The sequence below is a fragment of the Pseudomonas sp. CK-NBRI-02 genome (assembly GCF_008124495.1).
Taxonomy (GTDB): Bacteria; Pseudomonadota; Gammaproteobacteria; order Pseudomonadales; family Pseudomonadaceae; genus Aquipseudomonas; species Aquipseudomonas guariconensis.
Map to the genome: position 1 here is coordinate 15,527 of NZ_VSJH01000027.1, position 12,604 is coordinate 28,130.

At 62.6% G+C, this 12,604-nt stretch carries 12 protein-coding genes; 7 read left to right on the forward strand and 5 right to left on the reverse strand.

All coding sequences use genetic code 11. The features are described from left to right. The first annotated feature begins 211 nt into the window (after positions 1 to 211). The 7 genes from DQ397_RS16765 to DQ397_RS16795 all read left to right on the forward strand — a co-directional run bounded on the left by DQ397_RS16765 (position 212) and on the right by DQ397_RS16795 (position 8,072). Positions 212 to 1,870: a Na/Pi cotransporter family protein gene (locus tag DQ397_RS16765; protein WP_043207760.1), complete on the forward strand. Its 1,659-nt coding sequence runs from the start codon at positions 212 to 214 to the stop codon at positions 1,868 to 1,870. Between the two features lie 33 nt (positions 1,871 to 1,903). Further along, positions 1,904 to 3,310, forward strand: coding sequence for a pitrilysin family protein (locus tag DQ397_RS16770; RefSeq protein ID WP_043207759.1), 1,407 nt, complete (start codon positions 1,904 to 1,906; stop codon positions 3,308 to 3,310). 104 nt (positions 3,311 to 3,414) lie between these two features. Next, positions 3,415 to 4,437, forward strand: coding sequence for a DUF5924 family protein (locus tag DQ397_RS16775; protein WP_043207757.1), 1,023 nt, complete (start codon positions 3,415 to 3,417; stop codon positions 4,435 to 4,437). Between the two features lie 148 nt (positions 4,438 to 4,585). After that, complete coding sequence (locus DQ397_RS16780; protein WP_043207755.1) at positions 4,586 to 5,719, forward strand: ABC transporter permease; 1,134 nt, start codon at positions 4,586 to 4,588, stop codon at positions 5,717 to 5,719. Then, entirely contained in the window at positions 5,716 to 6,510 is a 795-nt protein-coding gene (locus DQ397_RS16785) for an ABC transporter ATP-binding protein (RefSeq protein WP_043207753.1), read from the forward strand. Before DQ397_RS16780 ends, DQ397_RS16785 begins: the two co-directional genes overlap by 4 nt. Before the next feature lie 3 nt (positions 6,511 to 6,513). Beyond that, a complete protein-coding gene (locus tag DQ397_RS16790) occupies positions 6,514 to 7,452 on the forward strand; it encodes an MlaD family protein (RefSeq protein WP_043207751.1) in 939 nt (312 codons plus the stop codon). Then, on the forward strand, positions 7,449 to 8,072 hold the full coding sequence (locus DQ397_RS16795) for an ABC-type transport auxiliary lipoprotein family protein (protein ID WP_043207750.1): 624 nt from the start codon (positions 7,449 to 7,451) through the stop codon (positions 8,070 to 8,072). Before DQ397_RS16790 ends, DQ397_RS16795 begins: the two co-directional genes overlap by 4 nt. Here the strand turns inward: DQ397_RS16795 and DQ397_RS16800 are convergent. From DQ397_RS16800 to DQ397_RS16820, 5 genes are all read right to left on the reverse strand, one after another. Further along, positions 8,054 to 9,283 carry a nucleoside recognition domain-containing protein gene (locus DQ397_RS16800; protein ID WP_043207747.1) on the reverse strand — a complete coding sequence of 410 codons (1,230 nt, stop codon included), beginning with the start codon at positions 9,281 to 9,283 and terminating at the stop codon, positions 8,054 to 8,056. The two genes, DQ397_RS16795 and DQ397_RS16800, sit on opposite strands and share 19 nt — an antisense overlap. A 173-nt stretch (positions 9,284 to 9,456) precedes the next feature. After that, a complete protein-coding gene (gltP, locus tag DQ397_RS16805; protein ID WP_043207745.1) occupies positions 9,457 to 10,809 on the reverse strand; it encodes a glutamate/aspartate:proton symporter GltP in 1,353 nt (450 codons plus the stop codon). Between the two features lie 731 nt (positions 10,810 to 11,540). Beyond that, positions 11,541 to 12,011 (reverse strand): inhibitor of vertebrate lysozyme family protein, encoded by a 471-nt coding sequence (locus DQ397_RS16810; protein WP_043207743.1) that lies wholly within the window; start codon positions 12,009 to 12,011, stop codon positions 11,541 to 11,543. 2 nt (positions 12,012 to 12,013) lie between these two features. Next, positions 12,014 to 12,175, reverse strand: a complete 162-nt coding sequence (locus tag DQ397_RS16815; protein ID WP_003252966.1) for a DUF1328 domain-containing protein — start codon at positions 12,173 to 12,175, stop codon at positions 12,014 to 12,016. Between the two features lie 41 nt (positions 12,176 to 12,216). Beyond that, entirely contained in the window at positions 12,217 to 12,501 is a 285-nt protein-coding gene (locus DQ397_RS16820; RefSeq protein WP_043207741.1) for a hypothetical protein, read from the reverse strand. Positions 12,502 to 12,604: the final 103 nt, after the last annotated feature.

Sequence of the window (12,604 nt, forward strand, 5' to 3'; positions counted from 1 at the left end):
CTCGTTTCTGGCGCGAAGTTCCCTCGGGTTGATGACAGCCCTTTCATGACTCAAATGTTTCAAATGCCTGGCGAGCATGCGAAGCTGGCGGCAGGTCCGCAAAACAACTAAAGCTTCAGTGAGCCCCAAAAACAGCCCACCCCCGGGCCCGGCTCACAGCTTCACCTATTGGCCCCAGCCTGGGGCACAAGGCAACAAGGGGGCCCAGAACATGCTGACCCTGCTCAACCTGCTGTCCGCCGTGGCCTTGCTGGTGTGGGGCACGCATATCGTGCGTACCGGCATCCTGCGCGTGTACGGCTCAAACCTGCGTCGTGTGCTCAGCCAGAACATGAGCAAGCGCCCACTGGCCTTCATCGCCGGCATCGTGGTCACCGCCATGGTGCAGAGCAGCAATGCCACCGCGATGCTGGTGACCTCGTTCGTGGGGCAGGGCTTGATGGCCATGACGCCGGCACTGGCGATCATGCTGGGCGCCGACGTGGGCACCGCGCTGATGGCGCGGGTGCTGACCTTCGACCTGTCGTGGCTGTCGCCGCTGCTGATCTTCCTCGGGGTGATCTTCTTCCTCTCGCGCAAACAGACCCGCGCCGGCCAGCTCGGGCGCGTGGGTATCGGCCTGGGACTGATCATCCTGGCCCTGCAATTGATCGTGCAGGCCGCCGCGCCAATCACCCATGCCCAGGGTGTGCGAGTGCTGTTCGCCTCGCTGACCGGCGACATCATGCTCGATGCCCTGGTGGGCGCGCTGTTCGCCCTGGTGTCCTATTCCAGCCTGGCCGCCGTACTGCTCACCGCCACCCTCGCGGGCGCCGAAGTCATCAGCCTGCCGGTGGCGATCGGCCTGGTGGTGGGCGCCAACATCGGCAGCGGCCTGCTGGCCTTCTTGACCACCAGCATGCAGAACTCCGCCGGCCGCCGGGTCGCCCTGGGCAGCCTGCTGTACAAGCTGATCGGCCTGGTGCTGATCATTCCCGTGCTGCATCCGCTGGTGGACTGGATGGACTCGCTGAGCTTCAGCCCCCAGGAACTGGTGATCGGCTTCCACCTGCTCTACAACACGTTGCGCTGCCTGGTCATGCTTCCCACAGTCAAACCCATGGGCCGGTTATGCAGTTGGCTGCTGCCAGAACGCGAGAACGGCAATGGACCGATCAAGGCACGCCACTTGGACGCCACCGCCTTGGGCACTCCGAGCCTGGCCCTGGCCAACGCTGCTCGCGAGACGCTGCGCCTGGGAGATATCGTCGATAACCTGCTCGAAGCCATGCTCGGCGCGCTGCGCGGCACCCAGACCGCACTGCCTCAGCAAGTGCGTGCCCTGGGCGAGGATGCCGAAGCCTTGTACAGCGCCATCAAGCTGTACTTGGCACAAATGTCCCGGGAAGACCTGAGCGAACAAGACAACCGCCGCTGGGCAGAGATCATCGAACTGGCCATCAACCTAAAGCTCGCCAGCGACCTGATCGAGCGCATGTTGCGCAAGGTCCAACAGCAAAAGACCTCGCAGCGCCGAGAGTTTTCCCAAGTCGGGCTGGAAGAACTCACTGGCCTTCAGGAGCAATTGTTGGCCAACCTGCGTCTGGGCTTGTCGGTGTTCCTCAGCGCAGACCCTGAGAGTGCGCGTTTGCTGCTGCGCGAGAAGCGCCGTTTCCGCGCACAAGAGCGGCGCCTGGCCCACGCCCATGTCAGCCGTCTGCAACGTAAAGTGGTGCAAAGTATCGAGACCAGTTCGCTACACTTGGAGCTGATCGCCGACATGAAGCGATTGAACTCTTTGTTCTGCAGCAGTGCCTATGTCGTACTGGGCGGCGCGGATACGGGCGGACTTCTGCTCGACAGCGTGCCGGACGAGGCCCGCCTGTCCTGAAATTCGCACACACCTGGAGACCCGAGCTCGCCGATGCGTTGCCTGATGTTCGTTTGCCTGCTGATCTGCAGCCTGCCCTCGTTTGCCCTCGATCGTTCGCGGGTAGAGGGTTATCTGTTGCCCAATGGCCTGCAGGTGATCCTCAAGTCCGGCTATGAGCGCGATCACGTGGCCATTCGCCTGGTGGTCGGCGTCGGCCTGGATGACTTCGACTGCGACCAGAAGGAACTGCCGCATCTGCTTGAACACCTGCTGTTCAGCGGCATCGACGACACCGGCGAAGGGGGCCTGGAAGAGCGCCTGCAATCGCTGGGCGGCGAGTGGAATGCCTACACCAGCAGTGCCGACACCACCTTCGTGATCGAAGCGCCCGCGCGCAACCAACGCAAGGTCCTGGACCTGCTGCTGTCAGTGATCCGCGATACCCGCATCGACTCCACGTCCTTGGAGACGGCGAAAAAGATCATCGAACGCGAGGACGGCGGCCATTACGGCCACCTGCAACGCTGGCTCGACCGCCAGGACATCGGCCACCCAGGCAGCGACCAATTGGCCGTGGAGCTGGGCCTGAAGTGCGCCGAGCGCTCCAACCTCGAGGACATGACCCTCGAGCAGGTGAAAACCTTGCGCGAACGCTGGTATGCCGCCAACAACATGACCCTGATCGTGGTTGGCGGCCTGGACCGCCTGCTGCCGGCCTACCTGGAACGCACCTACGGCGAACTGCCGGCCACCGAGCCGGGCGAACGTCGAAACCTCGACACCATCACTCAACAGGCCGAACAACGCCGCGACCTGACCCGCGGCTGGCTGGGGGACAGCGTCAAACTGCACTGGCTGTTCATCGAACCTGCGGCCGACAACGACCAGAACGCCACCCTCGATCTGCTCTCGCGCTATCTGGACTGGGCCCTGTACGACCAGTTGCGCCTGCGCCATGGCTTGTCCTACGGACCATCGGTGCGGCGCGAAAGCTTCGGCGATACCGGCATGCTGGCCTTGAACGCAGACCTCGAGCGACAGGATGTCGACCAGGCGATCAAGGTAATGGAGCAGTTGTTCGATCATCTGCGCAAGAACGGCCTGGACCCGGACACCTTCGCTCGCATCAAGGACGCAGCCATCGCCCGGGAAAGCTGGAGCACCCAGGGCAACAGCGCCTTGGCGGACTATTACTGGGGTGCGCTCAACGACTACAACGACGGGCGCTTCCGTGACCCGGCGCGCAAGCTGCGCCAGGTGAGCCTCAAGCAGGCCGATGCCGCCTTGCGCGCCTTACTCAAGGAGCCCGGCTATTTGCGCATCGAAAAGCCGCTGCTGGGCTTCGACGAACTCTATGGGCTACTCGCTTTGCTGCTGGGAGTAATCCTGGCCGTTGGTCTGCTGCGTCTGCGACGCCATCGGGCAGCTGAGCCCGACGACGCTACACGCAAGCCCTGATTTGGCAGTATCCTGCGGCATCATCTTGCCAGTTCCATCCTGTCGCGAGCTTTTACCGCGATAGGGCCTGCCTGGCCTCACTCACGTTCTTGTCTGTTGCGTCCATGCCCCCGATACCCCATTTCGTCATCCGCGTGATCGAGCTGCTCAAGCGCTACCCCGGCGTCATCGCGCTGGGCGGTTTCTTGTCCGGCATCGGCAGTTTCATCCTTGTCGATCGCCAGGCCAGCCTGGCCAGCTGGGTTGCCGTGCTCATGCTGGTCAGCTGGGTCTGGCTGATGCTGGAGAATACCCTGACGGGCTTGTTCGCTAAGGTGTTCAAGCGCGAGATCCCACAGCCGTTGCTGCGTTACGCGACACAGATGATCCACCAGGAGAGCCTGTTCTTCGTCCTGCCGTTCTTCTTCATCACCACCACCTGGAACAGCGGCCAGCTGGTGTTCACGGGCTTGCTCGGCGCGGCCGGCCTCATCTCGATCATCGACCCGCTGTACTACAAGTGGCTGGCGCCCCGACGCTGGCTGTTCCTGGCGTTGCACACCCTGACGCTGTTCGCCGCCTTGCTGACCGCGTTGCCGATCATCCTGCACCTGACGACCGCGCAAAGCTTCAAGCTGGCATTGATTGCCGCAATGGCGCTGTCGTTCCCGAGCCTGGCCAGCAGTTTCCCGATCAACAACTGGCGCCGTGCGGTGGCGTTGGTGCTGGTGACGCTGACGGTCGGCGGCGGCGGTTGGCTGTTGCGCTCCTGGGTACCTCCGGCGACCCTGTGGATGACTGAAGTGGCCGTCAGTACTGAAGTGCAGAACCGCCAGCCCGGCGACTCTCTCGAGGAAGTCCCCGTCAGTCGCATCCGTAGCGGTGGCCTGTACGCCTACACCGCCATCAACGCCCCGCGCGGCCTGAACGAGCGCATCTATCATGTGTGGCAGTTGAACGGCAAAGAAGTCGACCGCATCGCCCTGGACATCCACGGCGGGCGTAAGGAAGGCTATCGAGCCTGGACCCACAAGCAGAACTTCCCACCCAACCCGGTGGGCAAGTGGCAGGTGAGGGTACTGACCGAGGATGGCCAGGTGATTGGCGTGCTGCGCTTCAAGGTGCTCGACGACGCGCCAGCCCAGTGATGCTTGGGCGCGACTGTCTCGTGTTGCTTTCACCGATATGTTCGCGGGTGAACCCGCGCCCCAGTGCCGGTGGCAAGCGACAGCCCAGCAGCCCCAGCCGCTCTGGTGCGCTATGATCTGAGTCGACGCCTCGCGCCCTGTCAGATGCATGGAGCCTATGACCACCCCCAGCGCTACCCTGGACACCAGCAGCCAACCGGCCTGCCTGCGCATCGCCGGTGATTGGACCTTGGCCCACTACGCCAGCCTCAAGCGCGAGAGCGAACGGTTGCGCTCACAGTATGGCGACGACACGATCGCCGACCTGAGCCAGCTGGGTCGACTCGACACCGCCGGCGCCTCGCTGCTGGCCGAGTTGCTCGGCTCCGAGCGCCTGTCGCATTGCACCCATGACCTCCCCGAAGCCAGCCGCGCCTTGCTAAAGAACGTCTACTGCTCGGTGCAGGACTACTGCATCCCGGTCAAGGAAGCCGAGCGCCCCGTCTTGCTGCTGTTGCTAGAGCGCATCGGCTGCGCCGTCGCCACCCTCTGGGAGGACACCCGGCAATTGCTCGGCTTTATCGGCCTGATCCTCGAGACGCTCGCTCGCAGGGCCTGGCAGCCTCACCGCTGGCGGGTCACGCCGGTGGTCGCGCACATCGAGCAGACCGGCCTGGACGCCGCACCGATCGTGGCACTGCTGACCTTCCTGGTGGGCGCGGTGGTGGCGTTTCTCGGCGCCACGGTACTGGCGGATTTCGGCGCTACGGTGTTCACCGTGGACCTGGTAGCGTTTTCCTTCCTGCGGGAGTTCGCCGTGCTGCTGACCGCCATTCTCATGGCCGGACGCACCGCCAGCGCCTTTACCGCACAGATCGGCTCGATGAAAGCCAATGAAGAAATCGATGCCATCCGCACCCTGGGGCTCAATCCCATCGAACTGCTGGTGGTGCCGCGGGTGCTCGCCTTGCTGATCTCCCTGCCGCTGTTGACCTTCGTCGCGATGATCTGCGGCATCGTCGGCGGCGCCGTGGTCTGTGCCCTGTCCTTGGATATTTCGCCAGCGATGTTCCTTTCGCTGCTGCAGAGCGACATCGGCGTGCAGCATTTCATCGTCGGCCTGGTCAAAGCACCGTTCTTCGCCTTCCTGATCGCCGCCATTGGCTGCCTGGAAGGCTTCAAGGTCAGCGGCAGCGCCGAATCGGTGGGGGCGCACACCACCTCCAGCGTGGTCCAGTCGATTTTCGTGGTGATCGTGCTCGATGCGGTGGCCGCACTGTTCTTCATGGAGATGGGCTGGTGAGTGGCGTACCAGACGCAGTGATCGAAGCCCGGGGGCTATGCAACCGATTCGGCACCCAGAGCGTGCACGAGAATCTCGACCTGGACCTGTACCGCGGCGAAATCCTCGCCGTGGTCGGTGGCTCGGGCAGCGGCAAGTCGGTGTTGCTGCGCAGCATCATCGGGCTGCGCCGGCCCAACGAAGGGCAGGTCAACGTATTCGGCCAGGACCTGGCCACCCTGAACAGCGAGCAGCGCTCCCTGGTGGAACGACGCTTCGGCGTGCTGTTCCAGAAGGGCGCGCTGTTTTCCTCGCTCACGGTCACCGAGAACGTGGCCTTGCCCTTGATCGAGCACGCCGGCCTCTCTCGCGCCGACGCAGAGCACCTGGCGGGGGTCAAGCTGGCCCTGGCCGGCCTGCCGATCTCCGCCGCCGACAAGTATCCGTCCTCGCTGTCCGGCGGCATGATCAAGCGCGCCGCCCTGGCCCGTGCCCTGGCGCTCGATCCGGACATCCTGTTCCTCGACGAGCCCACCGCCGGCCTCGACCCGATCGGTGCCGCCGCATTCGATCAATTGATCCTGACCCTGCGCGATGCCCTGGGCCTTTCGGTGTTCCTGATCACTCACGATCTGGACACGCTCTATACCATCACCGACCGGGTCGCGGTGCTGTCACAGAAAAAGGTCCTGGTGGCCGGCCCCCTGGCCCAGGTCGAGCAGACCGACGATCCCTGGATCCACGAATACTTTCACGGCCCGCGCGGGCGGGCGGCGGAACAGGCCGCCGCTGGCGCCGGGCAGGAGCGCTGAACAATGGAAACCCGAGCTCATCATGTTTTGATCGGCCTAGTCACCGTCCTGGTGGTGGCCGGCGCCATGCTGTTCGGCCTATGGCTGACCAAGTCGAGCGTCGATGACACCTTCAAAGACTACGAAGTGGTGTTCAACGAAGCGGTGTCCGGCCTGTCCCGGGGCAGCCCGGTGCAGTACAACGGCATCAAGGTCGGCGACGTCAGCACCCTGCGCCTGGACCCCAAAGACCCGCGCCGGGTTCTGGCCCGCATCCGCCTGAGCGCCGACACGCCGGTCAAGGAAGACACCCAGGCCAAGCTGACGCTGGCTGGCGTAACCGGCAACTCGTTCATCCAGCTCAGCGGTGGTACGCCGAAAAGCCCTGAGCTCAAGGGCAAGGACGGCAAACTGCCGGTGATCGTCGCCTCACCATCGCCCATTTCGCGCCTGCTCAACGACAGCAGTGACCTGGTGACCAACATCAACCTGCTGCTGCACAACGCCAACCAGATGTTCTCCGAAGACAATATCGAGCGCCTGAGCAACACCCTGGCCAACCTGGAGCAGACCACCGGCACCTTCGCCAGCCACAAGGGCGGTATCAGCCAAGCCATCGATCAATTGGCCCAGCTCGGCAAACAGGCCAATGCCACCTTGGCCGAGACCCAGGCCTTGATGCGCAACGCCAACAGCCTGGTCGGCAGCGAAGGCAAGCAGGCCATCGACAGCGCTGAACAGGCCATGCAGTCGCTGGCCGAGAGTACCCAGACCATCAACCAGATGCTCAATGACAACCGCGAGGCCATCGACGGTGGCGCCCAGGGCCTGAATCAACTGGCGCCGGCCATCCGAGAACTGCGCGAAACCCTCAACGCGCTCAAGGGCATATCCCGGCGTCTGGAGGCCGACCCGAGCGGCTATCTGCTGGGCCGAGACAACAACAAGGAGTTCCAGCCATGAGACCGACGCTGCGCCTTCTGGCTTGGGCCGCCACCTTGAGCCTGGCCACCGCCTGTTCGATCCTGCCCAAGACCGAGCCGGTGGACACCTATCGCCTGCCCGTGAACCAACCCAGCCGAACCGCCAGCGCGCTGGACTGGTCGTTGCGTCTGAACAAGCCCCTGGCCAGTGAGGTCTTGGCCACACCCCGTATCGCAGTGATCCCCCAGGGCGATGTGATCAGCAGCTACAAGGGCGCACGTTGGAGCGATCCAGCGCCTTTGCTGATACGCAACCGCTTGCTCGACGGTTTCCAGCGCGACGGACGGGTGCAGCGCCTGAGCGCCGATGACAGCAACCTGCAGGCCGATTACGAGCTGGCCGGCGAGTTGCAGGCATTCCAGAGCGAGTACCGTGCACAGGACACGGTGGAGGTGGTGGTGCGCTATGACGCGCGCCTGGTGGACGGACGCAGCCAGCGCATCCTTGCCAGCCATCGCTTCGAAGTGCGCCAGCCGCTGGCCGACAAACAGGTGTCAGCGGTAGTGGCGGGGTTCGGCAATGCCAGCGACCAGCTGGTAGGGCAAGTGGTGAACTGGACCGTCACCCAGGCCGGCCAGGCTCAGGCGAAGAACCAGTAGCAGACCAAAATCGCCGCGATCACCCCGGACAGCTCGGCGAGCAGGGCGCACCCCACGGCGTGCCGCACCCGCTGGATGCCCACAGCGCCGAAGTACACCGCCAGCACATAGAAGGTCGTCTCGGTGCTGCCCTGCACCGTCGCCGCCACTAGGGCAGGGAAGCTGTCGACGCCGTGGGTCTGCATGGTTTCGATCAGCATGGCGCGTGCCGCGCTGCCAGAGAACGGCTTGACCAGCGCCGTGGGCAGACCCTCGACGAAACGGGTGTCCAGGCCGATCCACTCTACTGTGTGGCGAATGCCATCCAGCGCCAGCTCGAGGGCGCCGGACGCACGCAGCACACCGACCGCGCACAGCATGGCGACCAAGTAGGGCAGCAAGCCCTTGGCCACATCGAAACCTTCCTTGGCGCCCTCGACGAAGGCCTCGTAGACCTTGACCCGCCTCAGCGCACCAATGACCAGGAACAGAATGATCACGCCGAACAATGTCAGGTTGCCCAGGATCGACGAAAGACTGGCCAGCGCCGTTGCCGAGAGGGTGCCGAGAAAAGCCATGAACGCCCCCAGCAACAAGGCGCCGGGCACCAGGTAGGCGAGCACCACCGGGTCCCACAGGCGCAGGCGCTGCATGACTGCCACCGAGAGCAGGCCGACCAGGGTCGAAGCACTGGTGGCCAGCAGGATCGGCAGGAACACCAAGGTCGGGTCCATGGCCCCTTGCTGGGCGCGGTACATGAAGATCGTCACCGGCAACAAGGTCAGGGACGAGGCATTGAGCACCAGGAACAGGATCTGCGCATTGCTCGCGGTGGTGCTGCTGGGGTTGAGCTCCTGCAGGGCGCGCATGGCCTTCAGGCCGATGGGTGTTGCCGCGTTGTCCAGGCCCAGGCCGTTGGCGGCGAAGTTCATGGTGATCAGGCCTAGGGCAGGGTGCCCAGGCGGCACTTCCGGCATCAGGCGAGCGAACAAGGGCCCCAGGACCTTGGCCAGCCACTCCACGATACCGGCCTGTTCGGCGATTTTCAGGAAGCCCAGCCAGAGGGTGAGGGTACCGAACAGCAGAACCATGACCTCCACCGACAGCTTGGCCATGGCGAAGATGCTCTCGACCATCGCCGCGAAGATGCCGGCATTGCCGCCCACCAGCCATTGGGCCAGGGCGCTGACCGCCGCCACCAGGAAAAAGCCGAGCCAAAGGCCGTTGAGCATCCGTGTGTTCCCCCTGAAAAATGCCCGAATGATAGCGTATCGCGCCAGTGGGCTGGAGCCAGGGCCAGGGCTTTGCCCTGGTCCACGGGTCAATCCGCTCCGGCAAAGCCCTGACAGATTGCCAGGCAACAAAAAGCCCCGATCGAGTCGGGGCTTTTTTTCAGCATGTGTGCTTAGTGGTTCTGCTGCACGGCCTTGGCAGGCTCGCTTGCAGTCGCAACCACGGCGTCATGCTTGTGGCCGGCCAGCAGCGAGCTGTAGTAGCGCTCGCCCTTGGCGGCGTCGTACATGCCTTCCCAACGGGCGATGACCAGGGCGGCCAAGGCATTGCCGATCACGTTCAGGGCGGTGCGGGCCATGTCCATGATGCGGTCGACACCGGCGATGAATGCCAGACCTTCCAGCGGAATGCCCACACTGCCCAAGGTCGCCAGCAAGACCACGAAGGATACACCCGGCACACCGGCGATGCCCTTGGAGGTGACCATCAGGGTCAGCACCAGCAGCAGTTGCTGACTCCAGGACAGGTCGATGCCGTACAGCTGGGCAATGAAGATCGCCGCAATGCTCTGGTACAGGGTCGAGCCGTCGAGGTTGAAGGAGTAACCGGTCGGCACCACGAAACTGCAGATCGATTTCGGCGCGCCATAGGCTTCCATCTTCTCGATCACGCGCGGCAGGACGGTCTCGGAGCTGGAAGTGGAGTAAGCCAGGATCAGCTCGTCTTTCATGATGCGCATGATCTTGATGACCGAGAAGCCGAACAGGCGGGCAACCAGGCCCAGCACCATGAAGGCGAAGAAGGCGATGGCGAAGTACACCAGCAGGACCAGCTTTGCCAAAGGCAGCAACGAGGCGAAGCCAAAGTTGGCGACAGTGACCGCGATCAGGGCGAACACACCGATCGGCGCGTAGTTCATGATCATGTGGGTGACCTTGAACATGGTCTCCGACACAGCCTGGAAAGTGCGCACCAGCGGGTCGCGCAGATCACCCGGCAGGCTCGACAGGCCCAGGCCGAACATCACCGAGAAGAAGATGATCGGCAGCATCTCGCCGCGGGCGACAGCCGCGAAGATGTTCGACGGGATCAGGTTGAGCAGGGTTTCGATGAAGGCATGCTCATGCTGCACCTCGGCCGCAGTGGCCTGGTACTTGGAGATGTCGACGGTGCCCAGGGTGCTCATGTCGATACCGGCACCTGGGTGGAACAGGTTGGCCAGCACCAGGCCCACGACGATGGCGATGGTGGTCACTACCTCGAAGTAGATGATGGTCTTCAGGCCAATGCTGCCCAGTTTCTTCGCGTCGCCAACTCCGGCGATGCCCACGATCAGCGACGAAATCACGATCGGGACGACGATCATCTTGATCAGGCGAATGAAGATGTCACCGGCAGGCTGCAGGACATTACTGATCCACCATGCCTTTTCTGCACTGAAATGGTTCAGCAGCGCGCCGATCGCAACGCCCAGGACAAGTCCGATGAGGATCTGCCAGGCGAGGCTCAGTTTTGCCTTCTTCATGTCTTTACCCTTTCTTCTAGTGGTCATGGGTGCCAGGCGGAAAAACGCATCCCAGAGCCTTTGCCAGCGTATTGGGTAGCGTTGGACTTCCGTGCGGCGACGCCATCGAAGGTCACCGCAAGCGAGCGTCGGACGCTCCGGCCTGCGAAAAAAGGCGGCAACTATTGCGACGGGACGGGGGTCAGTCTAATGCCGTAAATGACTACCCTATGCCGAATCGGCATGAGGCTTGAGAGGAATTTCGCGCATCAGAAGGGGTTGGTTTTCCGGTGTTCGGATTCCCGAACAAGACCAAAGCGCCATTTTTCGGCCGATTTATCGGCATCCATACGAGGGTTTTCTACCTTTGTTCGACAATCCGAATGGTGTCAAAGGTACTAAAGGTACGCGATGCGCCCATCGAAAAAATTTCGATATACGGTCGAGACAAAATGTGTCTTGAGGGAAAAATACTGAAAGCAACCAGACGTCTTTCTTATATAGGCGTCTCGGAAGTCTGACCTGGCTTTGCGCCTAATCTGACACCGCCGGTCAAAACTTCCGATACCGCCCTACCTGACCCGGCCCATTGCGGAGGTACTCCCTGTACCCCTAGGCCACTCCGATCCTGCAACAATCAGAACAGCCCAGCCCCTTGGTCATGCGTCACCCCTCCTCGGAGTGGCGCACCATAGAAGCCTGAAAGATAAAAAGGTTCAGCTTCTAGGACGTTACACATGCGTGACCCTTGGTCAGTACCACTTCGGATCCCGCTTGAGCTGCTCCTGCAGCATGGCTTTCATCCCGTCGTCCGGATCACCCAGCCAGCGATACTGCGCATGTCGGGTGGGTGACTTGTCCGCGGGCAGGCCTTCGGGGACTTCGACGAGCATTCCGTAGGCATGATCCTTGTCCCAACTGAACGCCACCACGAGGCGCTTGTACGTGCAGTTGGACGGGGATTCGCATAAAGGGCCCACCAAGTACCGGTCACCATCCTCGGTAACCGCCGACATCTGGTGTTGCGAGCTGCCGGATAAATTGATGACCCAATCGGGCAGGCGCTCCTCGCCCTTGATCGTGTCCTGCCACGTTTCGCGGTAATCGGGGTCCGAACCGAGCAGCTGATCGACCCGAACCTGGCCGTCATTGGCCGCCATCGCCGCTGCGCTACCGCCCAGTAACAGGGCAGTAGCCAGGGCTTTGCATAGCATCCGGCTCATGCTCAACCTCTGCCGCGTCCGAAGAAGAAAGAAGCCACGAACAGCACCAGGAAGACGATGAACAGAATCTTCGCAATACCCGTGGCGGCGCCGGCGATACCACCGAAGCCCAGCACGGCAGCAACGATGGCGATGATCAGGAAAGTGATAGCCCAACTCAGCATGATGGTTCTCCTTTCTTTTTGAAATCGATCCGGTACGGCATTCAGAACACCCAGCGTTCTTCATGGACGACAGTGTCCAGATGGGCTGGCGAAGCCTTGGCAGCCGGCAACGGCGCGGTGGCTTTGACCAAGGTGTTGGCACGGCTCGCCTGGATCTGCGTCAACAGCGCGGTTTGCGCCGCCACCTGCTCGGCCAACCGCGCCGTCTGCCAGCTGTAGTAAAACTGGCCAGCGGCCAATGTCAGCAGTAGCGCAAGGCCCAGAAACAAGCACTGACGCCAGGGCGAATCGGCGATCTGCGGGCGGTTGACGAATGGGCGATTCATGCCGGCTCCTCCTGCTGTGTTTTTATTCGAACCTAGACAGGAAGTTGCAGCCTGCATGCCAGCCTTCGCCTTCTTTTAAAATCCTTTTAAATCAGACACTTAT

Bases quoted from the DNA above. Each gene is read 5' to 3' on its own strand.
- DQ397_RS16765 (WP_043207760.1), top strand. From the start codon at position 212: ATGCTGACCCTGCTCAACCTGCTGTCCGCCGTGGCCTTGCTGGTGTGG.
- DQ397_RS16770 (WP_043207759.1), top strand. From the start codon at position 1,904: ATGCGTTGCCTGATGTTCGTTTGCCTGCTGATCTGCAGCCTGCCCTCG.
- DQ397_RS16775 (WP_043207757.1), top strand. From the start codon at position 3,415: ATGCCCCCGATACCCCATTTCGTCATCCGCGTGATCGAGCTGCTCAAG.
- DQ397_RS16780 (WP_043207755.1), top strand. From the start codon at position 4,586: ATGGAGCCTATGACCACCCCCAGCGCTACCCTGGACACCAGCAGCCAA.
- DQ397_RS16790 (WP_043207751.1), top strand. From the start codon at position 6,514: ATGGAAACCCGAGCTCATCATGTTTTGATCGGCCTAGTCACCGTCCTG.
- DQ397_RS16795 (WP_043207750.1), top strand. From the start codon at position 7,449: ATGAGACCGACGCTGCGCCTTCTGGCTTGGGCCGCCACCTTGAGCCTG.
- DQ397_RS16800 (WP_043207747.1), bottom strand. From the start codon at position 9,283: ATGCTCAACGGCCTTTGGCTCGGCTTTTTCCTGGTGGCGGCGGTCAGC.
- gltP (WP_043207745.1), bottom strand. From the start codon at position 10,809: ATGAAGAAGGCAAAACTGAGCCTCGCCTGGCAGATCCTCATCGGACTT.
- DQ397_RS16810 (WP_043207743.1), bottom strand. From the start codon at position 12,011: ATGAGCCGGATGCTATGCAAAGCCCTGGCTACTGCCCTGTTACTGGGC.
- DQ397_RS16815 (WP_003252966.1), bottom strand. From the start codon at position 12,175: ATGCTGAGTTGGGCTATCACTTTCCTGATCATCGCCATCGTTGCTGCC.
- DQ397_RS16820 (WP_043207741.1), bottom strand. From the start codon at position 12,501: ATGAATCGCCCATTCGTCAACCGCCCGCAGATCGCCGATTCGCCCTGG.